Source organism: Streptomyces sp. MI02-7b, from assembly GCF_033793585.1.
Classification (GTDB): Bacteria; Actinomycetota; Actinomycetes; order Streptomycetales; family Streptomycetaceae; genus Actinacidiphila.
Map to the genome: position 1 here is coordinate 301,655 of NZ_JARAWX010000006.1, position 23,752 is coordinate 325,406.

At 71.3% G+C, this 23,752-nt stretch carries 23 protein-coding genes and 1 pseudogene; 7 read left to right on the forward strand and 17 right to left on the reverse strand.

The window, feature by feature from the left end:
• Window positions 1–110 precede the first annotated feature (110 nt).
• Window positions 111–1,208, forward strand: coding sequence for an ABC transporter ATP-binding protein (locus PV364_RS12455; protein WP_319659943.1), 1,098 nt, complete (start codon window positions 111–113; stop codon window positions 1,206–1,208).
• On the forward strand, window positions 1,205–2,080 hold the full coding sequence (locus PV364_RS12460) for an ABC transporter permease subunit (RefSeq protein ID WP_319659944.1): 876 nt from the start codon (window positions 1,205–1,207) through the stop codon (window positions 2,078–2,080). Before PV364_RS12455 ends, PV364_RS12460 begins: the two co-directional genes overlap by 4 nt.
• Before the next feature lie 16 nt (window positions 2,081–2,096).
• Here the strand turns inward: PV364_RS12460 and PV364_RS12465 are convergent, their stop codons facing one another.
• Window positions 2,097–2,420: an ATP/GTP-binding protein gene (locus PV364_RS12465; protein WP_319659945.1), complete on the reverse strand. Its 324-nt coding sequence runs from the start codon at window positions 2,418–2,420 to the stop codon at window positions 2,097–2,099.
• Between the two features lie 213 nt (window positions 2,421–2,633).
• Here PV364_RS12465 and PV364_RS12470 point away from each other — a divergent pair, with 213 nt between their 5' ends.
• Window positions 2,634–3,659 (forward strand): LLM class flavin-dependent oxidoreductase, encoded by a 1,026-nt coding sequence (locus PV364_RS12470; protein ID WP_319659946.1) that lies wholly within the window; start codon window positions 2,634–2,636, stop codon window positions 3,657–3,659.
• Window positions 3,660–3,713: 54 nt separating this feature from the next.
• Here PV364_RS12470 and PV364_RS12475 read toward each other — a convergent pair whose 3' ends face one another.
• Complete coding sequence (locus PV364_RS12475; protein WP_319659947.1) at window positions 3,714–4,106, reverse strand: SCO5389 family protein; 393 nt, start codon at window positions 4,104–4,106, stop codon at window positions 3,714–3,716.
• Window positions 4,107–4,292: 186 nt separating this feature from the next.
• Here PV364_RS12475 and nucS point away from each other — a divergent pair, with 186 nt between their 5' ends.
• On the forward strand, window positions 4,293–4,955 hold the full coding sequence (gene nucS, locus PV364_RS12480) for an endonuclease NucS (RefSeq protein WP_319659948.1): 663 nt from the start codon (window positions 4,293–4,295) through the stop codon (window positions 4,953–4,955).
• 83 nt (window positions 4,956–5,038) lie between these two features.
• Here the strand turns inward: nucS and PV364_RS12485 are convergent, their stop codons facing one another.
• From PV364_RS12485 to PV364_RS12495, 3 genes are all read right to left on the reverse strand, one after another.
• The gene (locus PV364_RS12485; RefSeq protein ID WP_415924544.1) at window positions 5,039–7,621 is read right to left on the reverse strand and encodes an ATP-binding protein; all 2,583 of its coding nucleotides are present in this window, start codon (window positions 7,619–7,621) and stop codon (window positions 5,039–5,041) included.
• Window positions 7,622–7,835: 214 nt separating this feature from the next.
• On the reverse strand, window positions 7,836–8,159 hold the full coding sequence (locus tag PV364_RS12490) for an STAS domain-containing protein (protein WP_319659950.1): 324 nt from the start codon (window positions 8,157–8,159) through the stop codon (window positions 7,836–7,838).
• Between the two features lie 202 nt (window positions 8,160–8,361).
• Entirely contained in the window at window positions 8,362–9,210 is an 849-nt protein-coding gene (locus PV364_RS12495; RefSeq protein WP_319659951.1) for a 3-hydroxyacyl-CoA dehydrogenase family protein, read from the reverse strand.
• Between the two features lie 160 nt (window positions 9,211–9,370).
• Between PV364_RS12495 and PV364_RS12500 the strand changes: the two genes are divergently transcribed.
• The 3 genes and pseudogenes from PV364_RS12500 (at window position 9,371) to PV364_RS12510 (ending at window position 12,266) form a co-directional block, all read left to right on the forward strand.
• Window positions 9,371–9,943, forward strand: coding sequence for a cob(I)yrinic acid a,c-diamide adenosyltransferase (locus PV364_RS12500; protein WP_319659952.1), 573 nt, complete (start codon window positions 9,371–9,373; stop codon window positions 9,941–9,943).
• Window positions 9,944–10,412: 469 nt separating this feature from the next.
• A complete protein-coding gene (locus PV364_RS12505) occupies window positions 10,413–11,615 on the forward strand; it encodes a sensor histidine kinase (RefSeq protein ID WP_319659953.1) in 1,203 nt (400 codons plus the stop codon).
• Window positions 11,612–12,266: pseudogene (locus tag PV364_RS12510) on the forward strand (response regulator). Before PV364_RS12505 ends, PV364_RS12510 begins: the two are co-directional and overlap by 4 nt.
• Window positions 12,267–12,463: 197 nt before the next feature.
• On the opposite strand, the gene PV364_RS12515 reads toward PV364_RS12510, so the two are convergent.
• From PV364_RS12515 to glyA, 12 genes are all read right to left on the reverse strand, one after another.
• Window positions 12,464–12,910 carry a DUF2550 domain-containing protein gene (locus PV364_RS12515; protein ID WP_319659954.1) on the reverse strand — a complete coding sequence of 149 codons (447 nt, stop codon included), beginning with the start codon at window positions 12,908–12,910 and terminating at the stop codon, window positions 12,464–12,466.
• A gap of 100 nt (window positions 12,911–13,010) precedes the next feature.
• Window positions 13,011–13,388, reverse strand: coding sequence for a F0F1 ATP synthase subunit epsilon (locus PV364_RS12520; RefSeq protein ID WP_319660055.1), 378 nt, complete (start codon window positions 13,386–13,388; stop codon window positions 13,011–13,013).
• 121 nt (window positions 13,389–13,509) lie between these two features.
• Window positions 13,510–14,952: a F0F1 ATP synthase subunit beta gene (atpD, locus tag PV364_RS12525; RefSeq protein WP_319659955.1), complete on the reverse strand. Its 1,443-nt coding sequence runs from the start codon at window positions 14,950–14,952 to the stop codon at window positions 13,510–13,512.
• A 2-nt stretch (window positions 14,953–14,954) separates the two neighbouring features.
• Window positions 14,955–15,872: a F0F1 ATP synthase subunit gamma gene (locus tag PV364_RS12530; protein WP_319659956.1), complete on the reverse strand. Its 918-nt coding sequence runs from the start codon at window positions 15,870–15,872 to the stop codon at window positions 14,955–14,957.
• Window positions 15,873–15,874: 2 nt separating this feature from the next.
• The gene (atpA, locus tag PV364_RS12535; RefSeq protein ID WP_319659957.1) at window positions 15,875–17,446 is read right to left on the reverse strand and encodes a F0F1 ATP synthase subunit alpha; all 1,572 of its coding nucleotides are present in this window, start codon (window positions 17,444–17,446) and stop codon (window positions 15,875–15,877) included.
• A gap of 89 nt (window positions 17,447–17,535) precedes the next feature.
• A complete protein-coding gene (locus tag PV364_RS12540) occupies window positions 17,536–18,351 on the reverse strand; it encodes a F0F1 ATP synthase subunit delta (RefSeq protein ID WP_319659958.1) in 816 nt (271 codons plus the stop codon).
• Window positions 18,348–18,893, reverse strand: coding sequence for a F0F1 ATP synthase subunit B (locus tag PV364_RS12545; RefSeq protein WP_319659959.1), 546 nt, complete (start codon window positions 18,891–18,893; stop codon window positions 18,348–18,350). Before PV364_RS12545 ends, PV364_RS12540 begins: the two co-directional genes overlap by 4 nt.
• Before the next feature lie 43 nt (window positions 18,894–18,936).
• Window positions 18,937–19,179, reverse strand: a complete 243-nt coding sequence (gene atpE, locus PV364_RS12550; RefSeq protein WP_018563527.1) for an ATP synthase F0 subunit C — start codon at window positions 19,177–19,179, stop codon at window positions 18,937–18,939.
• An 82-nt stretch (window positions 19,180–19,261) separates the two neighbouring features.
• Window positions 19,262–20,092 (reverse strand): F0F1 ATP synthase subunit A, encoded by an 831-nt coding sequence (gene atpB, locus PV364_RS12555; protein WP_319660056.1) that lies wholly within the window; start codon window positions 20,090–20,092, stop codon window positions 19,262–19,264.
• Between the two features lie 213 nt (window positions 20,093–20,305).
• The gene (locus PV364_RS12560) at window positions 20,306–20,716 is read right to left on the reverse strand and encodes a hypothetical protein (protein WP_319659961.1); all 411 of its coding nucleotides are present in this window, start codon (window positions 20,714–20,716) and stop codon (window positions 20,306–20,308) included.
• A gap of 255 nt (window positions 20,717–20,971) precedes the next feature.
• Complete coding sequence (locus PV364_RS12565; protein ID WP_319659962.1) at window positions 20,972–22,276, reverse strand: MraY family glycosyltransferase; 1,305 nt, start codon at window positions 22,274–22,276, stop codon at window positions 20,972–20,974.
• A gap of 118 nt (window positions 22,277–22,394) precedes the next feature.
• The gene (glyA, locus tag PV364_RS12570; RefSeq protein WP_319659963.1) at window positions 22,395–23,699 is read right to left on the reverse strand and encodes a serine hydroxymethyltransferase; all 1,305 of its coding nucleotides are present in this window, start codon (window positions 23,697–23,699) and stop codon (window positions 22,395–22,397) included.
• Window positions 23,700–23,752: the final 53 nt, after the last annotated feature.

The window sequence follows — 23,752 nt, forward strand, 5'->3', positions numbered from 1 at the left end:
CCGCAGGAGGTTTCGGTTCCCCGGGGGCGGGAACCAATTTCGCCCCGCCCGCCTCCTCATCCTCACGGGGGCGGGCACCGCCCCGAGGGCTGGTCATCGAGGGGCGGAGCATGATCGAGGCAGTGGGCCTCACCAAGACCTACGGCAGCAAAACGGCCGTGTACAACCTGTCGTTCACGGTACGGCCCGGCATGGTGACGGGCTTCCTGGGACCGAACGGCTCCGGGAAGTCCACCACGATGCGGATGATCCTGGGCCTGGACAGCCCGACCTCCGGACGGGTCACCATCGGCGGTCAGCCGTACCGCCTGCTGCCGAACGCCCCGCGCCGGGTGGGCGCCCTGCTGGACGCCAAGGCCGTGCACGGCGGGCGCAGCGCCCGTCATCATCTGCTCAGCCTGGCCCAGCTGTCCGGCATCCCGGCCCGTCGTGTCGACGAAGTGCTGGGGGTCGTGGGCCTTCAGGAGGTCGCGGGCAAGCGCTCCAAGGGCTTCTCCCTCGGCATGGGGCAGCGCCTGGGCATCGCGGCCGCGCTGCTCGGCGACCCCGAGGTGCTGCTCTTCGACGAGCCGGTCAACGGACTGGACCCCGAGGGCATCCACTGGGTGCGCCATCTGATGCGCCGGCTCGCCTCGGAGGGCCGTACGGTCTTCGTCTCCTCGCACCTGATGAGCGAGATGGCGCTGACCGCCGACCACCTGATCGTCATCGGCCGCGGCCAGTTGCTCGCCGACATGGGCGTGAAGGAGTTCATCGCCCGCAACTCCACGGGCTTCGCGCTGGTCCGCACCCCCGACGTGGCCGCCGACCGCGAGAAGCTGGGCAAGGCGCTGACCGGGGCCGGCGCCGAGGTGCAGGAGGAGCAGGACGGGGCGCTGCGCGTGACCGGCCTCGAACTGCCGCGGATCAGCGACCTCGCGCACGACGCCGACGTGCGGCTGTGGGAGCTGTCGCCGCACCAGGCCTCGCTGGAGGAGGCGTACATGCAGCTCACGAACGGCGCGGTGGACTACCGCTCCACCTCGGACCCGCGGCAGGGCCTGCAGCAGCAGCCGGATGCGCCGGTGCCGGGCGGCTGGGGAGCCCCGCAGCCGTTCCCGCAGCAGCCCCAGCCCCACCCGGACGGCTACGGCCCGCCGCAGCCGAACCCGTACGCGCAGCCGACCCAGCCGACCCAGCCCATCCAGCCCGCCGAGGACGCCCGATGACCGCCCCCGTCCAGATCCCGGCGCCGCGGTTCTCCTCGGCGATCCCCGTGCAGAAGACGCACCTCGGCCATGCGCTGGCGTCCGAGTGGACCAAGATCCGGACCGTCCGCTCCACGATGTGGACGCTCGGCGTGATGCTCGTGCTGATCCTCGGCATCAACCTGCTGGTCGACGCGGCCTCCTCGACCGATCACGTCTCCGACCCGGTGCTGGCCTTCGGCCTGTTCGGCGTGCTGCTGGGGCAGTTGTGCGTCATCACCCTGGGCGTGCTGGTGATCAGCTCCGAGTACGGCACGGGCATGATCCGCACCACCCTGACCGCCTGCCCTCAGCGAGGCCGGGTGCTCGTCGCCAAGGGGATCGTCTTCTTCGCGCTGACCTTCACGGTCACCACGGTGGCCTGTCTGCTGACCGCGCTGATGAACTACGCCACGTTCGCCGGCAAGCCGGTGGACCCGGGTTTCTCCCTGTACAGCGACTCGCAGCTCGTGGTGGTGGGCGGTGTCAGCTCCGCCAGTGGCGCGCAGTGGCTCGGCGCCACGGTCGGCGTGGGCCTGTACGTCGCCCTGCTCGGGCTGCTGTCCCTCGCGGTGGGGACCTTGCTGCGGCACTCCGCGGGCGCGATCACGACCATGCTGGGCGTGGTCCTGCTGCCCTTGATCATGGCGATCTTCATGCAGGCCGACAGCATGCGGACGCTCCGGGACAAGCTGATCGAGTACTCGTCACCCAACGCCCTCGCGTCGCTCTACCGGATGCCGATGCTCGGCGGCGACCACGCCGACGGGCTGCCCCAGCTGCTCGCGCTGGCGGTCGTCACGGCCGTCGCCCTGTGCGGCGCGTACGCGGTGCTCGCCAAGCGCGACGTCTGACCTCCGCTCCCGCGGCTCAGTACCGCGGGGCGTTCCGGGACCGCTGGGGCCGCACGCCCCGGCGGTCCCTGGCGTTCCAGCAGGCGGTGTGCCAGTGCCGCCGGTCGTCCACGCCGCCGTACTGCGGCCAGACCACCAAGTGCCCGACGCCCGGCGGGATTTCCTGGTCGCAGCCGGGGCAGCGGTAGCGCTTGCCGCCGGAACTCCCCGCGAGCGGACGGACCGTCCACTCCTCGCCCTGCCAGCTCTCGGTGCGCTCCCCGCCGCGGCCCCAGCCGGGCCCGTCCGTCTCCTGCGGACTGCCGGCGGTGCCTCGCGGGCGGTTTCGGCGCGGGGACACAAGCACACACCTCATGCGGGTCGGGGACATCGGACCTGCTTTCAGCGTACGCGTAGCCCGGGGCGGTGCGGGTACGCGCCCCACAACCCCCCATGTCCGCCATCCCCTTGAAAATCATGAAATCGCGGAGGTTGGCCCGTGCCCTTGGCACGTGTCAGACGTTAATGACGGTTAGGGGAGTCGCGTCGGCCACCGAGAAAGGTGTGAAGCACGATGCGCGTCGGTACTTTCGTTCTCGCCGCCCAGTTCCCCGGACAGGGAGCCGGGGAGGCGCTGCACCGGGCGGTACGCTCCGCCGAGGCGGCGGAAGCGGCCGGGCTGGACTCCGTGTGGCTCGCGGAACACCACTTCGTGCCGTACGGGGTCTGCCCTTCGGCGGTGACGCTGGCCGCGCTGCTGCTCGGGCGGACGCGGCGGATCGGGGTGGGCACCGCGGTGAGCGTGCTGCCGACCGCCCATCCGGTGTCCCTGGGCGAGCAGGCGGCGCTGCTGCACATCACGTCCGGCGGCCGTTTCACGCTCGGCGTGGGCCGCGGCGGCCCCTGGGTGGACCTGGAGGTCTTCGGGGCCGGCCTGGCCGCCTTCGAGAGCGGCTTCCCCGAGTCGCTCGACCTGCTGCTGCGCTGGCTGCGCGACCCCCGGGTCGGGGCCGCGGGAGAACGATTCGCCTTCCGCGAGGTGGATGTCGTCCCCCGCGCCGACGAGTTCGACGCGCCCGGCGGCCCGCCGGTCGTGGTCGCCTGCACCTCGCCGTCCAGCGTGCGGCTGGCGGCACGGCGCGGTCTGCCGATGCTGCTCGGCATGCACTGCGGGGACGAGGACAAGGCGGCCATGGTCGCAATGTGGCAGGCCGAGGCGCGCGATGCGGGGCTTTCACCCGAAATGGTGGCGGCCGCCGAGCATGTGTCCGCGGGTGTGACGCAGATCGCGGACCGCCGCGCGGACGCCGTCGAGGCGCTGACCAAGGCGATGCCCGGCTGGCTGCAGCAGGGACTGGCCGCCCACCGTACGGTCGACGGCCGGGCGCGCTCGATGCGCGACCCCCTCGCCTACACCGAACTCCTCTGCGACCTGCACCCGGTGGGGCCGCCGTCGCTGTGCGCCGACCGTCTCGCCGCCACCGCGGAACGCACCGGTATCCGCCGCTTCGCCCTGCTTGTCGAGGGCTCGGGCGACCTCGCCGCCACGGAGGAGAACGTGGCGCGGCTCGGAGCGGAAGTGCTCCCGCAATTGGCCTGATTGAAACATCAAGGGGCAAAGTGTCGGCCAACGACGGGAGCACTGTGGCCGGTCTCAGCAGTCCCGAAGCTCCGGGGACTGGTTCAGCAACTGTGCGCGTACGGAGGTGAACTTCGCGTAACGCTCATCGACCGCCGGGTCCAGCGGGAACACCGCGACCCGGTGGCAGTTCTGGAATGCCAGTCGCACCCCGAAATGCCGTTGAAGTGCCCCCCGGATCGCGTCACTCGCCAGAGCGCGGAGCAGTTGCCCCCGCGCGTGCTCGTCCGGCGGCGGCACCTGGTTGTCGGCGAACTCTCCGCCGTCCACCTTGAGCTGCGCCGCCAGAGAGCTGATCATGTCCCATGCGTAAGGCAGGGAAGTCCGGACGCAGTCGACGAATTCCCGTTCGTCGACCTCGCCTCGCTCGGCCTGTTCGAGGAGGGCCGGTGAGACGTCGAGCGACATGAGTACTCCTCTCGTGACCCCCCTGTCCGAGGAGTCAGACGGACTACGGAGAGAAGCCGTCCAGTGTTCTCCCGCACGACGGCCTCCACTCACAACCGTAGGCGGAGAGGTCCCACGACACTAGGTGGGAGCGCTCACAACTGGCCATTTTCCAACCGCGCCCGGTAGCGAGTAGCGTTGCCGACCATGCGTCTCGTCATTGCCCGCTGCTCCGTGGACTACGCGGGCAGGCTCTCCGCCCATCTCCCCTCGGCGACCCGGCTGCTCCTGGTGAAGGCCGACGGCAGTGTGTCCGTGCACGCCGACGACCGCGCCTACAAGCCGCTCAACTGGATGTCGCCGCCCTGCACGCTCAAGGAGGGCGACGACGGGGTCTGGACGGTCACCAACAAGGCCGGCGAGCAACTGATCATCACGATCGAGGACGTCCTCCACGACTCCAGCCACGAACTCGGCGTCGACCCCGGTCTGATCAAGGACGGCGTCGAGGCGCACCTGCAGGAACTGCTCGCCGACCGCATGGAGGTGCTCGGGGACGGCTGGACCCTCATCCGCCGCGAGTACCCGACCGCCATCGGGCCCGTCGACATCCTCGGCCGGGACTCCGACGGCACGACCGTCGCGGTCGAGATCAAGCGGCGCGGTGAGATCGACGGCGTCGAGCAGCTGACCCGGTACCTCGAACTGCTGAACCGCGACCCGCTGCTGGCGCCCGTCAAGGGCGTGTTCGCCGCCCAGGAGATCAAGCCGCAGGCTCGCGTGCTCGCCACGGACCGCGGCATCGGCTGCGTCGTGCTCGACTACGACGCGCTGCGCGGCATCGAGGACGACAAGCTGCGCCTCTTCTGAGCCCGGGGGCCGTGCGCCGGCCCCACAGCGTCGTGGCCCCGTGGTCGGCTGACTACGGGGCCACGCTGCCGTTCGGGCCGGCGTCAGACGACGGGCGCCTCGGTGCTGCTGCCGGTGACGCTCTCCGTCGCCGTCACCGGGGTGTCGGTGGACGGTCCGCTGGCGCTCATGCTGCCCTCCGGATCCGTCGGCGGCTCACTCGTGGTGGGGGACGTGGCCGGATCAGTCGGCGTCTCGCTCGGCGGCGGCGAGTTCGGCGGCTTCGACGTCGACGGCGACGTCGACTGTGTCGGGGGCTTCAGGGTCGGCGGCTTGGAACCGCCCTTCGGCGGCGTCGTGGTGCTCGACGGCGTTGTGCCGCCCTGCTCCCCCGTCGTGCTCCCACCGCCCGTGCCCGGGTCGGCGCCGCCGCCACCACCGCCACCCGCGGCACCGGACGCGCTGGGATTCGCGACGGCACCGCTGCCGCTGGCCGAGGGCGCGGGCGCGTGCTGCGTGGAGCCCGGGGTCGGCGACGTACCGTCCGCCGGGAGGCCGTCGTCGGCCTCGTCGGGCTGGGCGGTCTCCAGGGGCTTGACGTTCATCGGGGTGTTCTGGTCACCGCCGGAGGCCGTCGTGCCGAGCGTGACGATGGTGCCGAGGACGGCCGCGAGCAGCGCTCCCGCGCCGGCGGCGACGAGGTTGCGGCGGGAGCGGGTGAGACCGCGGCGGGGCGGCGTGGAGACGGCCAGGCGCTTGCTGATGACGGTCGCGGGGGAATCGGGGAGTTCCAGGGCCGTGGTGGTCGTCCCGGCGCCCTCCGGGGTGGTGAGCGGCGCGGTGACGCCCACGCGGTCGAGGACCAGGGCGAGGGTACGGCGGCCGACCGTCGTGCCGTGGCGGTCCGCGAGGGCACCGCGCAGGGCTATGGAGGCCTCCAGCTCGCTGCGCGCGCGGTCGTAGCTGCCCAGGCAGAGCGCGAGGACGCCGAGTTCGTGCAGGAAGTACGCCTCCTCCGCGACCTCACCGGACTGCCGCGCGGCCTCCTGGCCGGAACGCAGGGCGCGTTCCCACGCGCTCCAGTGGAGCGACGCCGCGAACACCGGCGCCGCCGTGCGCGCGAGGAGGACCGCCGCGCTGGCATGGCCGCCGTCCCGGCAGGCGCCCAGGGCGGCGAGAATCGCCTCCGCCTCGGCGGCGACGCGCTCGGGCGTGACGGAGGGGTGACCGACCCACCAGGTGTAGTGCTGGGCGGCCGTGAGGGCCTGCGGCGCGCCCTCCGCGGCGGCCTCCTCGGCGAGTTCGCCGGGGGCCGCGAGCTGCGTGCGCACGCCCGCCGCGAGGCGGTGGTGCCGGTCGACGGGCGCGACGAGCCCCACGGCGACCAGTTCACCGAGCGCGGCGTCCCCGTGCGTCTCGCCGACGAGGGCGGGCAAGTGCGACTGGTGCGGGCACTCGCCGTCCAGGGCCACCGCGAAGCGCAGTGTCTCCTGGGCCGACCCGGTCAGCCGGGAGGCCAGCAGCGCGGCCGGGGCGGCGCTCTCGGCGAGCGAGGGCAGCGGCACGTGCGAGGAGGACCCCGGAGCCACTGCCGACGCCTCGCTCGCGTCGAAGGGCGCGTCCACCGGCAGTTCGTCGTCCGGCTCCGCGTCGCCCCAGACGGACTCGTCGGCGGCGAGGATCTCGGCCGCGAGCGCGTCGCGCTGCCGCAGCAGCGCGCCGGCCTGGACGAAGCGCAGCGGCAGCCCCTCGGACTCGAACCACAGGTCCGCCGCCCAGGCGGTCTCCTCCTCCTGCAACGGCCGCCCCGCGGCCAGTTCCAGCAGTTCGAGGCAGGCGACCCGGGTCAGCCCGGGGAGGAAGACCTCCTCGACCGCGGAGTCGGAGGAGGGGGCGGCGATGTCGGGCGTCGCGGCCATCACGAAGGCGCACTCGGGCGCGGCCGCGAGCAGTTCCTCCAGGGCCGCGCCGCCGAACTCCAGGTCGTCCAGGACGACGACCGCGCCGACGTCGCGCAGCAGTTCCGTGAGCCGGCCGCGGTCGGGGCGGTAGGCCGTGGCCGCGCCCCCCGGCGACGGTTCGCCCTCGGCGTCGTAGACCGTGCTGAAGATCTCCTGCAGCAGGTCGCTGGGCGTGCGGCGGTAGCCGGAGAGCCGGATCACGCCGTCGGGGGCGAGATCCGCGGACGCCGCGGCCACGGCGTCGAGCAGCGCGCTGCGGCCGGCGCCGGACGGGCCGGTGACCCGGACCGAACGTCCGCGGGACAGCAGCCGGGAGAGCCGTTCGCGCTCCTCCTCCCGCTCCAGCAGGGGCAGTTCGGGCCCGCGGGGGCCCGGCGGCACGGCAGGGTGCGTGCCGGCGGTGCGCGCGGCCCGCGCCTCCGCGTCGCGGCGCACCGGGGTGGGCAGCCCCGCGGCCGGCAGGGAGCTCACCTCGCTGCCGTCGACGGGATTGAGGGTCAGCAGGCAGTCGCCCACGACGAGCTGGACGACGCGAGGTGCGTCGCCGTCCGCCGTGCCCGAGCCGACCTCGGGGGTCAGCGGGTCGCGCACGGGCCGCGTCACGCGCGGCACGGGCTGTGTGCCGTCCTCCGGTCCGGCCGGGGCCGGGCGGTCGGGAAAGCTCGTGGAGTCCTGCCCGGCGCCGTACTCGTCGCCTGACATGTCGGGTCCGATGTGTGGGTCCATTAGTCTCCGCCCCCCATTCGCGTCGCAGCGGGGCCGTACCCGGGCCCGCACGTCCGCAGCTGGACCGGTCCGGCTCCCCTCCTCGGCGTACGGGGTGTGGCACGCCGGAACCGAACCTTAAACCTTCCCACAGTATGTGCGAACCTCAGGGCCGCCATGCCGCCCTTGCGTCCGAATCTGTCCGGGCTTGCCAGTTCCGTTGCGGCACGCCCCGCTAGGTACGCGGCAGTGCTTCTGCCGCGATGCCCCCCTCGATGACCAGAATGCGGTGCAGTCGCGTGGCGACCAGCAGCCGCTGCATCTGCGCCGGGACGCCCCGCAGCACGAGCCTGCGGTCGGCCCGTCCGCAGCGGCGGTGCGCCCCCATGATCACGCCCAGCCCGGTGGCGTCCCACGAGTCGAGCTCGGTCAGGTCGAGCACCAGGTCGCCCTGGCCCCCGTCCACCGCGGAGTGCAGGACCTTGCGGGCGTCCGCCGCGGTACGGACGTCGAGGCGGCCCCCGACGACCAGCTCGGCGTGGTCGCCCCTGATGTGCATGAAGCCTCCCCGTGGAGTGAATGGGTGGAAAGTGCGTTGGTTCTACGTAACTGACGGTCCGTCGTACGAAGAGGTTGCCGTCTGTGAGCGAACCGATACCGAATTCACTCTGGAGAGTGACGGGATGCGCCCGCCGGGCCCAGCCTCCCCATGGTGGGGGCGCGGGCGGGACCCCTGTGCCCGCCCGCCGGCTGACCGCCCGTCAGTAGCGGTAGAAGCCCTCGCCGCTCTTGCGGCCGAGCGCCCCCGCGTCGACCATGCGCCGCATGAGCTCCGGCGGCGCGAACTTCTCGTCCTGCGACTCGGTGTAGATGTTGCCGGTGGCGTGCAGCAGGATGTCGACGCCCGTCAGGTCGGCGGTGGCCAGCGGGCCCATGGCGTGGCCGAAGCCGAGCCGGCAGGCGGTGTCGATGTCCTCGGCGGAGGCGACGCCGGACTCGAAGAGCTTGGCGGCCTCGACGACCAGCGCGGAGATCAGGCGGGTGGTGACAAAGCCGGCGACGTCGCGGTTGACCACGATGGTGGTCTTGCCGACCTCCTCGGCGAAGGCCTTGGCCCGCTCCAGGGTCTCGTCGCTGGTCTTGTAGCCGCGGACGAGCTCGCACAGCTGCATCATCGGGACCGGGGAGAAGAAGTGCGTGCCGACCACGCGCTCCGGACGCTCCGTCACGGCCGCGATCTTCGTGATCGGGATGGCGGAGGTGTTGGAGGCCAGCACCGCGTCCTGGTGCGCGATCTTGTCCAGGGCCCGGAAGATCTCCTGCTTGACCTCGATCTTCTCGAAGACCGCCTCGACGACGATGTCCGCCTCGGCTGCCGCGTCGAGGTCGGTGGTGGTGGTGATGCGGCCCAGCGAGGCGGCAGCGTCCTCGGCGGACAGCTTGCCCTTGGCGACGAACCGCTCGTACGACGCCTCGATACCGCTCAGGCCGCGGGCCAGCGCCTCGTCGGTGATGTCGCGCAGCACGACCTCGTAGCCCGCCTGGGCCGACACCTGCGCGATTCCGGAGCCCATCAGGCCGGCTCCGACGACGGCGAGCTTCTTCGCCACGGCACACACCTATCTTCTCGATGCTGTTGCCGGGACCTTAACGGTGCTCCGCAGCCCCGCGCAGCAGTTGGAGACCCGGGTCACCGTGTGTCCTTCGTCGCAATCGGGGAGCGACCACGGCCGGCGACCCCGGGCACGACCGGGGACTACGCTCGGCCCCATGGTCAATCTGACGCGCATCTACACGCGGACCGGGGACGACGGCACCACCGCCCTCGGCGACATGAGCCGCACCGCCAAGACCGACAGCCGCATCTCGGCCTACGCGGACGCGAACGAGGCCAACGCCGCGATCGGTGTCGCCCTCGCGCTCGGCGGGCTGCCGCCGGAGGTCGCGACCGTGCTGGTGCGGGTCCAGAACGACCTCTTCGACGTCGGCGCGGACCTCGCGACCCCGGTCGTGCCCGACCCCAAGTACCCACCGCTGCGCGTCGAACAGGGCTACGTGGACCGGCTGGAGGCGGAGTGCGACCGCTTCCTGGAGGAGCTGGACAAGCTGCGCAGCTTCATCCTCCCCGGCGGCACCCCGGGTGCCGCGCTGCTCCACCAGGCCTGCACGGTGGTGCGCCGGGCGGAGCGCTCCACGTGGGCGGCGCTGGACGAGCACGGCGAGACGATGAACCCGCTCACCGCGACCTACCTCAACCGGCTCTCGGACCTGCTGTTCATCCTGGCCCGCACGGCGAACAAGGAGGTCGGCGACGTGCTGTGGGTGCCCGGCGAGAACCGCTGAACGGCGCGGCGGCCGCGCGCCCGGACGGCTGACGACCGGTCACCGGCGCGGGCCCGAGCCGGGCTCGCGCCGCGGCCACGACGTACAGGACGCCGCGACGAGGGCGTTGAGCCCGGTGACCCACGCCCTCCGCGGCTGCCGGCGAAGCGGTACGCCACACGGCCGTAGTGGCCGTAGGCGACGGCGGCCGCGAGCAGTACGCCGTCCACCGGCGGCAGGCACAGCAGGACCACGGCCCCCGCGCGCGGCCCGCGCGGCGGGTGATGCACGCCCGGTCCGGCGCCCGGCGGGACCCTGAAGGCCGTCCCACCACCGGCGGCCGAGGCGACGAGCGGCCCTCGATCCTCCGCCACCGGTCGCCCGCGGCGCATCGTCGCCGCTGATGAGCCGCGTCTGCATCCTTCGGTGCAGGGCACGTTCCACCCACGGGCCGAGGCGCCGGCGGCGCACGGCGTGCTGTCATGGGGGAATGCCGACCACCGCCGCCCTGCGTCCGCACCGCGACGACGTGCTGATCGGCGCCGCGGGCCTCGCCGGCGGCCTGCTGATGTGGGCACTCGGGCTGTGCACCTACTCCGGCAACCAGCCGCGCGGCGGGGACGCCTGGCTCTCGCTGCTGCCGCTGACCGCGATGGCCGGCTGCGCGTCGCTGCGGCGCACCGCGCCGCGGTTCGCGGTGGTGGCCGGCACGCTGGTCCTGGCGGCGGACTTCGTGATCGGCTCGCTCCTGGTGACCGTGCTGATGTTCACGGACCTGGTCTACGCCGCCGTCGTGTACGGGCCGAAGCGGCTGATCCGCGTCGTGCCGGTGGCGAGCGTCCTGTTCACCGCGGCCGTGACCGCCACCGCTCTCGCCCTGCGCCCGGTCGCCGACTCGCTGCTGATCGGCATCGTGGGCGCCCTGGTCTTTGTCGCCCCGGCCTTCACCGGCGTCGTCGTGCGGCAGCACCGCGACGAGGCCGCGGCCGAACGGCTGCGCGCCGAGCAGACCGCGCTGCTGGCCGAGATGGACCGCCGCGAGGCGGTCGGCATCGAGCGCGCCCGCATGGCCCGGGAACTGCACGACATGGTCGCGGGCCATCTGTCGGCGATCGCCATCCACTCCACCGCCGCGCTGTCGCTGGACCGGCGGGAGGGGCCGGCCCGGGAGGCGCTGTCGGTGATCCGGGAGAACAGCGTCCAGGGCCTGTCGGAGATGCGACGGCTCATCGGCCTGCTGCGCGACGCGTCCGGCGAGGACTCGGGGCCCGCCGCGGTGCCCCGGCTGCACGGCCTGGACGTCCTGCTCGCTCAGATGGCGGCGGCGGCCCCGCACGCGCGGTTCGTCCTGCGCGACGAGCGGCCGGCCGGCGCTCCCCCGCCTCCGGCGCCGGTGGAACTGGCCGCCTACCGGATCGTGCAGGAGTCGCTCACCAACGCCCTCAAGCACGCCGCGCCCGGGGAGGTGCCCGTGGTGCTGGAGCAGGACGCCGGGGTGCTCACCGTCACCGTGGCCAGCCCCTGGGCCCCGGTGGGCGCGGAGGGCCGGCCGGGGCCGCGGGCCCCCGGCTCGGGCAGCGGCCTGGTCGGCATGCGCGAGCGCACCGAACTGCTCGGCGGCACCTTCGAGGCCGGCCACGACGGGGACGTCTGGCGTGTACGGGCCGCGCTGCCCGTGAAGGGGGAGGCGTGATCCGGGTCGTCGTCGCCGAGGACCAGTCGGCGGTCCGCGCGGGACTGGTGCTGATCCTGGGTTCGGTGCCCGACATCGAGGTGGTCGGCGAGGCCGCCGACGGTGAGGCCGCGGTCCGCGCGGCACGTGAGCTGCGGCCCGACGTGATCCTGATGGACGTGCAGATGCCCCGCCTCGACGGTGTCTCCGCCACCCGCGAGATCGTCGCCGAGGGCCTGGCGGACGTGCTGGTGCTGACCACCTTCGACCTGGACGAGTACGTCTTCGGGGCGCTGCGCGCGGGCGCCGCGGGCTTCCTGCTGAAGGACACCGAGGCCGACCGGCTGATCGAGGGGGTGCGCCTGGTCGCGGCCGGCGAGGGAATGATCGCCCCGGCGGTGACCCGCCGCCTGATCGGGGAGTTCGCCCGGCCGGCACGGGTGGCGCCGGCGGCGGACCGCGGCGTGCTCGACGGCCTCACCAGGCGTGAGCGGGAAGTGCTGGCCTGCGTCGGCCAGGGACTGTCGAACGCCGAGATCGCGGCCCGTCTCGCCATGGCGGAGGCGACGGCCAAGACCCACGTCAGCCGGATGCCTCGCCAAGCTCGAACTGCGCAGCCGCGTGCAGGCGGCCGTCCTGGCGCAGGAATTGGGGCTGTCGGCGAAACCCTAGGGTGCCGGGGGCGCGGGCCGCTCAGGCCACATGGACCCTCCCCCCACCAGCGGGGCACTCACTGTTCAGGCCACATTCACCCTCCCCCGGACTCCGTCCGGGGGGACCCCCACCAGCGGGGCACTCACTGCTCAGGCCACATTGACCCTCCCCCGGACTCCGTCCGGGGGGACCCCCACCAGCGGGGCACTCACTGCTCAGGCCACATTCACCCGCTGGCCGGGCGGTGCCGCCTCCAGCCAGGCGAGGAAGCCGGTGAGGGCGTCGTCGCTCATCGCGAGTTCGAGCCGGGTGCCCCGGTGCTCGCAGACCAGGACGACGGCGTCGGAGAGCAGCGCCAGCTCCTCTTGGCCCTGCGGCAGCCGCCGGTGCAGCACTTCGATGGCCGAGCGTTCCAGCGACCGTCGCGGCCGGGGGGCGTAGGAGAAGACCCGGAACCACTCGATCCGGTCGCCGCTGTAGCGGGCGACCCCGTACGCCCATCCCTTGCCCGAGGGCGCGTCGACGCCGCCGGGCGCCATGCGCAGGCTGCAGTCGAAGGTGCCGCCGGGACGCTGGATCAGCCGCCGCCGCAGACCGAAGACGAACAGCCCCAGCAACGCCACCGCGACAAGGGCCCCGCACACCTGAAAAGCGAGGATCACGCCCATCGACCTCCTCGCTCAACGTCACGTACAGGGATACTGCAACCGCGGGAAGCCCTCCTGGGCCTCCCGCGGCTCATGGCCCCACCGGGCCGGATGCTCAGCGTGAACCGGTCGCCGCGATGAGACGGACCTCGGCACGCCGCTCGCCGACCGCGTCGGCGTCGGCCTTGGCACGCTCCAGGGCCCGCTCCGCGCGCTGGACGTCGATCTCGTCGGCCAGCTCCGCGATCTCCGCGAGGACCGACAGCTTGTTGTCCGCGAAGGAGATGAAGCCGCCGTGCACCGCCGCGACGACGGTGCCGCCGTCGGTGGTGCGGATGGTCACCGGGCCGGACTGCAGCACACCGAGCAGCGGCTCGTGGTTCGGCATGACGCCGATGTCGCCCGACTCGGTACGTGCGACGACAAGAGTGGCCTCGCCGGACCAGACATTGCGGTCCGCGGCGACCAGCTCGACGTGCAGCTCAGCCAAGATGGCTCCTCGGGTCGGCACCCGCCGCCGTCCGGCGGGTGCATAAAACACAGGATAACGGGGGTGCGGCAAGGGGGCGGACACAGGGTCCGCCCCCTGCCGGGTGAGCGTCGGGTGACGGGCGTCAGCCGACGCCGAGCTCCTTGGCGTTGCGCTCGAGGTCCTCGATGCCACCGCACATGAAGAACGCCTGCTCAGGGAAGTGGTCGTACTTACCGTCGGCGATGGCGTTGAACGCGTGGATCGACTCCTCCAGCGGGACGTCGGAACCGTCCACACCGGTGAACTGCTTCGCCGCGTGGGTGTTCTGCGACAGGAATCGCTCGATGCGACGGGCGCGGTGGACGGTGAGCTTGTCCTCCTCGCCCAGCTCGTCGATACCGAGGATGGCGATGATGTCCTGGAGGTCCTTGTACTTCTGCAGGATCCCCTTGACACGCATGGCGCACTCGTAGTGGTCCTGCGCGATGTAGCGCGGGTCCAGGATGCGGGACGTCGAGTCCAGCGGGTCCACCGCCGGGTAGATGCCCTTCTCCGAGATCGGGCGCGACAGAACGGTCGTCGCGTCCAGGTGCGCGAAGGTCGTCGCCGGCGCCGGGTCGGTCAGGTCGTCCGCGGGGACGTAGATCGCCTGCATGGAGGTGATCGAGTGACCACGGGTCGAGGTGATGCGCTCCTGGAGGAGGCCCATCTCGTCGGCGAGGTTCGGCTGGTAACCCACCGCGGACGGCATGCGGCCGAGCAGCGTGGAGACCTCGGAACCGGCCTGGGTGAAGCGGAAGATGTTGTCGATGAAGAACAGCACGTCCTGCTTCTGCACATCGCGGAAGTACTCCGCCATGGTCAGACCGGCCAGGGCGACGCGCAGACGGGTGCCCGGGGGCTCGTCCATCTGGCCGAAGACCAGCGCGGTCTTGTCGAGGACGCCGGACTCCTCCATCTCCTGGATGAGGTCGTTGCCCTCACGGGTGCGCTCGCCGACGCCGGCGAACACGGAAACGCCCTCGTGCAGCTTCGCCACACGCATGATCATTTCCTGGATGAGGACGGTCTTGCCGACACCGGCGCCGCCGAACAGACCGATCTTGCCGCCCTTGACGTACGGGGTCAGCAGGTCGACGACCTTCAGGCCGGTCTCGAACATCTCGGTCTTGGACTCGAGGTCCTCGAACCTCGGCGCCTTGCGGTGGATCGTCCAGCGCTCACCGACGTTGGCGTTCTCCTCGGGGAGGTTCAGCACCTCACCGAGGGTGTTGAACACCTTGCCCTTGGTGAAGTCGCCGACCGGGACCGTGATGCCGGCGCCCGTGTCGGTCACGGCGGCCTGGCGGACCAGACCGTCGGTGGGCTGCATGGAGATGGCGCGGACCAGGCCGTCGCCCAGGTGCTGGGCGACCTCGAGGGTCAGCGTCTTCAGCTTGCCGTCCTCGGCCGGGTCGGCGACCTGGACGGTGAGGGCGTTGTAGATCTCGGGCATGCCGTCGACGGGGAACTCCACGTCGACGACCGGGCCGATGACCCGGGCGACGCGGCCCGTGGCAGCGGCCGTCTCAACAGTGGTGGTCATGTTTAGTCACTCCCCGCAGAGGCGTCGGCCAGGGCGCTGGAGCCACCGACGATCTCGCTGATTTCCTGGGTGATTTCGGCCTGGCGGGCCTGGTTGGCAAGCCGCGTGAGCGTCTTGATGAGCTCCTCGGCGTTGTCGGTCGCGGCCTTCATCGCGCGGCGGCGGGCGGCGTGCTCGGAAGCGGCACCCTGCAGCAGCGCGTTGTAGATCCGGCTCTCGACGTACCGCGGCAGCAGGGCGTCGAGGACGCCCTCGGCCGACGGCTCGAAGTCGTACAGGGGGAGGATCTCCCCCTCCTTGCGGGCCTGGCCGCCGGTGGCCTCGTCGAGGGAGAGCGGCAGCAGCCGCCGCTCGACGGGGGACTGCGTCAGCATCGACACGAACTCCGTGAAGACGATGTGCAGCTCGTCGACGCCGCCCTCGGCCGTGTCCTTGAGGACCTGGTCGATCAGCGGGTCGGCCACCGCCTTGGCGTCCGCGTAGGCCGGCTTGTCGGTGAATCCCGTCCACGAGGCGGCGATGGGACGCTCACGGAAGCCGTAGTACGCGACACCCTTGCGGCCGACGATGTAGTGCTCGACTTCCTTGCCCTCCGCGCGCAGCCGCTCGGTGAGCCGGTCGGCAGCCTTGATCGCGTTGGACGAGTAGCCGCCGGCCAGACCGCGGTCGCTCGTGACGAGCAGCACCGCGGCGCGGGTCGGGTTCTCGGCCTCCGTGGTCAGCGGGTGGTTCGTGTTGGAACCGGTCGCGACCGCGGCCACCGCGCGGGTGAGCTCATCGGCGTACGGGGACGAGGCCGCCACCTGGCGCTGGGCCTTGACGATCCGGGACGCGGAGATCATCTCCATCGCCTTCGTGATCTTCTTGGTGGCGGTGACGGTCTTGATGCGGCGCTTGTATACCCGAAGCTGGGCGCCCATGCTCAGCCCTCACCCAGGAGCTTGCCGTCCGAGGTCTCGAACTGCTTCTTGAACTCCGCGACCGCGTCCGTCAGGGCCTCGATGGTGTCGTCGCCCAGCTTGCCGGTCTCGACGATGCCCTGCAGGAGGTCCTTCTTCTCGCGGCGGAGGTAGTCCAGCAGCTCGCGCTCGAAGCGGCGGATGTCCTCGACCGGTACGTCGTCCAGCTTGCCGGTGGTGCCGGCCCAGATGGAGACGACCTGGTCCTCGATCGGGAAGGGCGCGTACTGGCCCTGCTTCAGCAGCTCGACCATGCGCTTGCCGCGCTCCAGCTGCGCCTTGGAGGCCGCGTCCAGGTCGGAACCGAAGGCGGCGAAGGCCTCCAGCTCGCGGTACTGGGCGAGGTCCACACGCAGGCGGCCGGCGACCGACTTCATGGCCTTGATCTGCGCCGAGCCACCGACTCGGGAGACCGAGATACCGACGTTCAGCGCCGGGCGCTGGCCCGCGTTGAACAGGTCCGACTCCAGGAAGCACTGGCCGTCGGTGATCGAGATGACGTTGGTCGGGATGAACGCCGAGACGTCGTTGGCCTTGGTCTCGACGATCGGCAGACCGGTCATCGAGCCGGCGCCCAGCTCGTCGGAGAGCTTGGCGCAGCGCTCCAGCAGGCGGGAGTGCAGGTAGAAGACGTCACCCGGGTAGGCCTCACGGCCCGGCGGGCGGCGCAGCAGCAGGGAGACGGCGCGGTAGGCGTCGGCCTGCTTGCTCAGGTCGTCGAAGACGATCAGGACGTGCTTGCCCTGGTACATCCAGTGCTGGCCGATGGCCGAGCCGGTGTACGGGGCGAGGTACTTGAAGCCGGCCGGGTCGGACGCCGGAGCCGCGACGATGGTCGTGTACTCCAGGGCGCCGGCCTCCTCCAGCGAGGCGCGCACGCCCGCGATGGTGGAGCCCTTCTGGCCGATGGCGACGTAGATGCAGCGGACCTGCTTCTTCGGGTCGCCGGAACGCCAGTTGTCGCGCTGGTTGATGATCGTGTCGATCGCCAGGGCGGTCTTGCCGGTCTGGCGGTCACCGATGATCAGCTGACGCTGACCGCGGCCGATCGGGGTCATCGCGTCGACGGCCTTGAGGCCGGTCTGCATCGGCTCGTGGACGGACTTGCGGGCCATGACGCCGGGAGCCTGCAGCTCCAGCGCGCGGCGGCCGTCGGTCTCGATCTCGCCGAGGCCGTCGATCGGGGTGCCGAGCGGGTCGACGACGCGACCCAGGTATCCCTCGCCGACAGCGACGGAGAGCACCTCACCGGTGCGGTGCACCGGCTGGCCCTCCTCGATGCCGCTGAACTCGCCGAGGACGATCGCACCGATCTCGCGCTCCTCGAGGTTGAGGGCGAGACCGAGGGTGCCGTCCTCGAAGCGCAGCAGCTCGTTCGCCATGGCCGAGGGCAGACCCTCGACCTTGGCAATGCCGTCGCCGGCCATGCTGACCGTGCCGACCTCCTCGCGCGAGGCCGCGTCCGGCTTGTACGACTGGACAAAGGTCTCCAGCGCGTCCCGGATCTCCTCCGGCCGGATCGTGAGCTCCGCCATCTGGGTTCCCTGCTCTCCTTGTTGGGCCCGAAGTATTCGCTACGGCCCAACTCGGGCCGCTGGTACTGCTCTTTGAGTTGGTGGCTGGTTCAGCCGGCCATCCGCCGGGCCGCCTCTTCGAGGCGCTCCGCGATGGTCCCGTTGATGGCCTCGTCGCCCACCCGCACCTGGATTCCGCCGAGGACCTCGGGGTCCACGTCGAGGTTCAGGTGCACCTGCCGGCCGTAGATCGTGGCCAGCGCGGCGCCGAGGCGCTGCTTCTGCCGGTCGCTCAGCGGTACCGCCGAGACGACGACCGCGACCGTACGGCCCCGGCGCGCCGCCGCCAGCTTGGACAGGGCGTCGAGCCCTGCCTCCAGGCTACGGCCTCGCGGGTGGGTCACAAGACGGACCACGAGCCGCTCGGTGACCGGGTTGGCCCGGCCTCCCAGCAGCGAACGGAGCAGCCCGGCCTTGGCCTGGGCGCCCGCGGCGCGGTCGGTCAGCGCCGCCCGCAGATCGCTGCTGCCGGAGACGATCCGGCCGAAGCGGAACAGCTCGTCCTCGACGTCGTCGAGGTGGCCGGAGCGCTCCGCGGCGATCAGGTCGGCACTGAAGGAGAGTTCCTCCAGCGCGTCGGTGAGATCCCGCGACTGCGACCACCGGCTGCGGATCATGCCCGAGACCAGGTCGAGGGCCTCCCCGCCGACCTGACCGCGGAGCACCGTCTGCGCCAGGCCGGCCTTGGCCTCGCCGGACTGAGCCGGGTCGGTCAGCGCCCGGCGCAGGGCGCCCTCGCGGTCGAGCAGCCCCGTGACGGCGGCCAGCTCCTCGGCGAGCTTCGCCGCGTCGACGGACGTGTTGTCCGCCAGCGCGTCGAGACGCTCGCGTGCGGCGGCCAGTGCCTCGCGGCTCGCTCCGTTCATCGCGCGGCCTCGGCCTTCTCCTCGAGCTCGTCGAGGAAGCGGTCGATCACACGGCTCTGCCGGGTGGTGTCCTCCAGGGACTCACCGACGATCTTGCCGGCCAGGTCGGTGGCGATCCTGCCCACGTCCTGGCGCAGCGCGTGCGCGGCGGACTTGCGGTCCGCCTCGATCTGCGCGTGCCCCGCGGCGATGATCTCCTCGCGCTGCCGCTGGCCTTCCGCACGCATCTCGGCGATGAGCGCGGCGCCCTGCTCCTGCGCCTCCTGGCGCAGACGCGCGGCCTCGTGACGAGCCTCGGCGAGCGACTGCTTGTACTCCTCGAGGGTCCGCTGAGCCTCGGCCTGGGTGGCCTCGGCCTTCTCCATGCCGCCCTCGATGGCCTCGCGCCGCTCGTCCAGAACCTTGTTGATGTTCGGGATGAGCTTCTTGGCGAGGAAGAAGAAGACGATGGCGAAGGCGATGAGACCGATGACGAGCTCTGGGATCGGCGGGATGAGGGGGTTCTCCGCCTCCTCGGCCGCCAGCTGTGCCAGGGCGTTCACATCAGTGCCTTCCGTCGAAAGGGGTTGGGCTCGTCAGCCCGGATCAGGAGGTCGGGTAGACGAACGGCATGACCAGACCGATCAGGGCGAGCGCCTCACAGAAGGCGAAGCCGAGGATCTGGTTGGCACGGATGAGGCCGGCCGCCTCGGGCTGGCGGGCGAGGGCCTGGGTGCCGTTGCCGAAGATGATGCCGATGCCGACGCCGGGGCCGATGGCCGCGAGGCCGTAGCCGATGGAGCCCAGGTTGCCCAGGATCTGAGTGGCGGCGAGGTTCACAGCGGACATGCTGTTTCTTCCTTCTCTTTCACGGACCGGTGGGGGTTGGCCACCGGACAATCGGGGGGAGTACTGAGCGGTAGGCGGGTGCTCAGTGGTGCTCGGCCAGCGCGCCCTGGATGTAGGAGCAGGCCAGGAGGACGAAGACGTAGGCCTGGACGGCCTGGATGAACAGCTCGAAGGCCGTCATCACGATGACCATCACGAACGAGACGCTCGCGTAGGCGATGCCGATGCCGTTGAGCAGGTACCAGCTGGCGATGGTGAACAGCAGCAGCAGGACGTGCCCGGCGAACATGTTGGCGAACAGTCGCACCGCGTGCGTGAACGGGCGGACGATCACGTTGGAGAGGAACTCCAGGCCGACGACCATCGGCAGGACCGGGCCGAGGTTCTTGTCGTAGCCGGTGATGTTCTTCCAGCCGCCCACGAAGCCGTGCTTCTTGAAGGTCAGCGACATCCAGGTGATGTACACCACCGCGGCGAGCGCGGCCGGGTAGCTGATGATCGCCGTGACCGGGAACTGCGCGATCGGGATGATCGACCACAGGTTCAGGATCCACACGAAGAAGAACAGCGAGACCATGAACGGCACGTACTTCTCGCCGTCCCGCTTGCCGATCGTCTCGTAGACGATGCCGCGGCGCACGAAGTCGTAGCCCGCCTCGGCCACCATCTGCAGCTTGCCGGGGACGACCTTCGGCTTGGCGAAGGCGGCCCAGAAGAAGCCGACGATGACGATGCTGCCGAGCAGCGCGAGCAGCATCGTCTTGTTGAAGTAGACGCTGCTGTCCCCGTCGCCGATCAACGGCTTGAAGAGGAAGGAGTGCAGGCCGGGGGCCGGGAAGCCGCACCCGTCGAAGATGTGGCAGTTCGTCTCGAAGGCGAGCGTCTTTACATCACTCACCGCGAGCTCCTTCAGCGTGGCGCATGGGTACGGCAACCTCGTTGTGTCGGCGCGGCGTAAGCCCGCGGAACGGCACTGGACTGGTCTTGCAGATGTGGGGGCGGCGGTCGGGCGCTGAGCCGGACGACTGTTGCGAAGGCATGACTGCCGCCCGCGCCAGCTCTGCCGCAGTTGAGACCGGACGATAGCAAACGAGCGGCAGCCCTCTTGCACCGGCCCTGTGGTTCATCACGACGTTCCGGCGGATCCGGGCTCGACGTACAGCATCTTGGTCTTCATGTGCGCACGGGCCTGGGCGGCGATCCACACCAGGGTCGTGCCGAGCAGGGTGAACGCGAACACCTGGGTGTCGAACAGCGATGTGTGCTTGAACACCGCCAGCACGATGGCCAGGAGCAGCAGCTGCACCGTGTAGAGCATCAGCCCCATCGCCTGGAACAGCGTGGGGTAGGAACGGGCGGTGCGCTGAAGCACCGTCAGACCGATTCCCATGAAAGTGATCACCACCACCGCGCCGAATCCGGCACCGATCGCACCCTTGCCGCCGGCGAGCACGGCGGCGACAGCGACCGCGATCACTCCCGCGGCTACGGCGGGTACGGCGCAATTCAGGAGCGTTCGGGCGTCGTTGGACTGCATGGCGGCAGCTCCTCCGGCGAGGTTGGGAGTACAGGGGTCGTCGAGGACGAGCGTAGCCCGGCGGCGGGGACATGCCTCACGCCGGAAGACCATCGCACTACGGTCTTTCGGCTTGCTTCCGGGCTTTCGTGAACGGTATCACAAACTATTTGATGAGGTCTTTACCCGGTTCGTGTGTGACCTGTCACACGGCCGGAGTACAACCCGCGGCGTCCTGCTGACGCCGGGGCGTCTGTGTGCTATCGCGTCATCGGGTCACCGGCTGCCGCTGCCGGCCGTGCGGCCGGCCTCCACCAGCTGCCGGTCGATCTCGCTCAGCGCGGTGGCCCCGTTGACGCCCGGTGCCTCGCCGGCGGCGATGGCGGCGTGCGCGGCGGCGTGCGCCTCGATCCGGGTACGGCGGTAGCGGGGCGGCACGAACGACTCGGCCCAGCGCGGGGCCTTGGGGTTGAAGCGGGGCATGAGCAGCGCGATCAGGCCGATCGCGCTCAGCATCACGATGCCCAGCACGATCCACAGGCTGGAGGAGTTCACCGAGAACGCCACCGCGCCGAAGGCGATCAGCGCCGACCAGAAGTACATGATGAGCACGGCCCGGCTGTGCGAGTGCCCGATGTCCAGCAGCCGGTGGTGCAGGTGCCCGCGGTCGGCGGCGAACGGCGACTGGCCGTTCCACGTGCGGCGCACGATGGCCAGCACCAGGTCCGCGGCGGGGATCGCGATCAACGTCAGCGGCAGCAGCAGCGGCATGTAGACCGGCACCATGAAGTGCGTGGTGTCCCGGGTGGAGCCGGTGAGGTTGGTGATCGCGTCGGGGTCGGTCTGGCCCGTGATGGAGATCGCACCGGAGGCCAGCACCAGGCCGATCAGCATCGAGCCGGAGTCGCCCATGAAGATCCGCGCGGGGTGCAGGTTGTGCGGCAGGAAGCCCAGGCACATGCCGATCAGGATCGCGCTGAACAGCGTCGCGGGCGCCGCGGCCTCGATGCCGTAGCCGTACCAGATCCGGTAGGCGTACATGAAGAACGCGACGGCGGCGATGCACACCATGCCGGACGCGAGCCCGTCCAGGCCGTCGACGAAGTTCACCGCGTTGATGGTGATCACCACCAGGGCCACGGTCAGCAGCGTCGACTGCACGGGGCTGAGCGCGACGATGCCCTTGCCCGGGATGGGCAGCCACAGCACGGTCAGGCCCTGCAGGACCATGACGCCGGCCGCGATCATCTGCGCGCCCAGCTTGATCAGCGCGTCCACGCCCCACTTGTCGTCGAGCACGCCCAGCAGCCAGATCAGTCCCGCGCCGGACAGCAGCGCGCGTGGCTCGTTGGAGAGCTCGAAGACGCTCTTGAGGTTGGTCAGGTGCGCGGCCACCAGCAGGCCGGCGCACAGACCGCCGAACATGGCGATGCCGCCGAGTCGCGGCGTCGGTTCTCGGTGGACGTCACGATCGCGGATCTCGGGCATGGCACCTGCCGCGATGGCGAACTTCCGCACCGGCCCCGTCAGGAGGTAGGTGACGGCAGCGGCCACGCACAGGGTCAACAGGTACTCGCGCACGGGCACACCCTATTCGCGTCCGGGTGCCGACTGTAAACACAGACAGAGACTCACAGCGGGTACCCAGGGTTGCACATGTCACCCCCGGGGTAGGGGCCGGCGCCCGTGCGTACCCCGATCAGACCGGGTACGGGGGGAAGTCGCCCACCAGCTCCGCGACCCGGTTCGCCAGTCCGCGCTCCTCCCGCAGCGCCCGCGCGATCACGTCCGCGACCTGCGGCATCTGCTGCTCGCCCATGCCCTGCGTGGTCACCGCCGCGGTGCCGAGGCGGATACCGGAGCCGGCCGCGCAGGGCTCCTTGTCGTAGGGCAGCGTGTACTTGTCCAGCACGATCCCGGCGCCCGCGCACAGCCCGCGGGCCCGCATCCCCGTGACGCCGAAGGCCGACACGTCGGCGGCGATCAGATGGGTGTCGGTGCCGCCGGTGGCGATCCGCATGCCCTGGCCTGCCATGGCGTCGGCGAGCGCGCGGGCGTTGGCGATCACCTGGTGCGCGTAGAGCGCGAACTCCGGCCGCGCCGCCTCCGCGAAGGCCGCCGCCTTGGCCGCGATCGCGTGCATGTGCGGGCCGCCCTGCGAGAACGGGAAGACCGCCCGGTCGATCCGCTGGGCGAGGTCGGCCCCGCACAGGATCAACCCGCCGCGCGGGCCGCGCAGCGTCTTGTGGGTGGTCGCGCACACCACGTCCGCGTACGGCACGGGGTTGGGCGAGGCGCCGCCGGCCACCAGGCCCAGCGTGTGCGCGGCGTCCACGATCAGGTACGCGCCGACGTCGTCGGCGATCTCGCGGAACGCGGCGTAGTCGATGGTGCGCGGGTAGGCGATGCCGCCGCACACGATCGCCTTGGGGCGGTGCTGGTGGGCGAGGACGCGCAGCCGCTCGTAGTCGATCCGGCCGCCCTCCTCGAACGTGGCGCCCTCGGTCACGCCGTACCCGGCGAAGCGGAACCAGCGGCCCGAGAAGTTGGACTGCGATCCGTGCGTGAGGTGCCCGCCGTGCGCCAGGGACATCGCCAGGATGGTGTCTCCGGGGACCAGGAGGGCCGCGTAGGCGGCCAGGACGGCCGAGGAGCCGGAGTAGGGCTGCACGTTCGCGTGCGCGGCTCCGAAGAGCCGTGTGGCCCTTTCGACGGCCAGCCGCTCGGCGAGGTCGACCAGCTCGCAGCCCGCGTGGTGGCGGTGCCCGGGGTAGCCCTCGGCATACTTGTTGGCCAGCGGGGAGCCGAGCGCGGCCAGCACCGCCGGCGAGGTGAAGTTCTCCCCCGCGATCAGCTGGAGGCAGGAGGCCTGCCGCTGGGTCTCCCCGAGCAGGATGTCCGCCAGCTCGGGGTCCTGGTCGCGCAGCCGGGAGAAGCCGGTGTCCCCGGCCGGGAGCGTGGTGGTGGCGGCTATGTGGGCTGACGACGCTTCCGCGGTAGGCATGGGGCGCTCCGGGCGGCTGGAAGGGACTCACCTGCCACTCTTGCACCGTTCCG

Coding starts and splice junctions, on each gene's coding strand:
- PV364_RS12455 (WP_319659943.1), top strand. CDS start 111: ATGATCGAGGCAGTGGGCCTCACCAAGACCTACGGCAGCAAAACGGCC.
- PV364_RS12460 (WP_319659944.1), top strand. CDS start 1,205: ATGACCGCCCCCGTCCAGATCCCGGCGCCGCGGTTCTCCTCGGCGATC.
- PV364_RS12470 (WP_319659946.1), top strand. CDS start 2,634: ATGCGCGTCGGTACTTTCGTTCTCGCCGCCCAGTTCCCCGGACAGGGA.
- PV364_RS12475 (WP_319659947.1), bottom strand. CDS start 4,106: ATGTCGCTCGACGTCTCACCGGCCCTCCTCGAACAGGCCGAGCGAGGC.
- nucS (WP_319659948.1), top strand. CDS start 4,293: ATGCGTCTCGTCATTGCCCGCTGCTCCGTGGACTACGCGGGCAGGCTC.
- PV364_RS12485 (WP_415924544.1), bottom strand. CDS start 7,621: ATGGACCCACACATCGGACCCGACATGTCAGGCGACGAGTACGGCGCC.
- PV364_RS12490 (WP_319659950.1), bottom strand. CDS start 8,159: ATGCACATCAGGGGCGACCACGCCGAGCTGGTCGTCGGGGGCCGCCTC.
- PV364_RS12500 (WP_319659952.1), top strand. CDS start 9,371: ATGGTCAATCTGACGCGCATCTACACGCGGACCGGGGACGACGGCACC.
- PV364_RS12505 (WP_319659953.1), top strand. CDS start 10,413: ATGCCGACCACCGCCGCCCTGCGTCCGCACCGCGACGACGTGCTGATC.
- atpD (WP_319659955.1), bottom strand. CDS start 14,952: ATGACCACCACTGTTGAGACGGCCGCTGCCACGGGCCGCGTCGCCCGG.
- PV364_RS12530 (WP_319659956.1), bottom strand. CDS start 15,872: ATGGGCGCCCAGCTTCGGGTATACAAGCGCCGCATCAAGACCGTCACC.
- atpA (WP_319659957.1), bottom strand. CDS start 17,446: ATGGCGGAGCTCACGATCCGGCCGGAGGAGATCCGGGACGCGCTGGAG.
- PV364_RS12540 (WP_319659958.1), bottom strand. CDS start 18,351: ATGAACGGAGCGAGCCGCGAGGCACTGGCCGCCGCACGCGAGCGTCTC.
- atpE (WP_018563527.1), bottom strand. CDS start 19,179: ATGTCCGCTGTGAACCTCGCCGCCACTCAGATCCTGGGCAACCTGGGC.
- PV364_RS12560 (WP_319659961.1), bottom strand. CDS start 20,716: ATGCAGTCCAACGACGCCCGAACGCTCCTGAATTGCGCCGTACCCGCC.
- glyA (WP_319659963.1), bottom strand. CDS start 23,699: ATGCCTACCGCGGAAGCGTCGTCAGCCCACATAGCCGCCACCACCACG.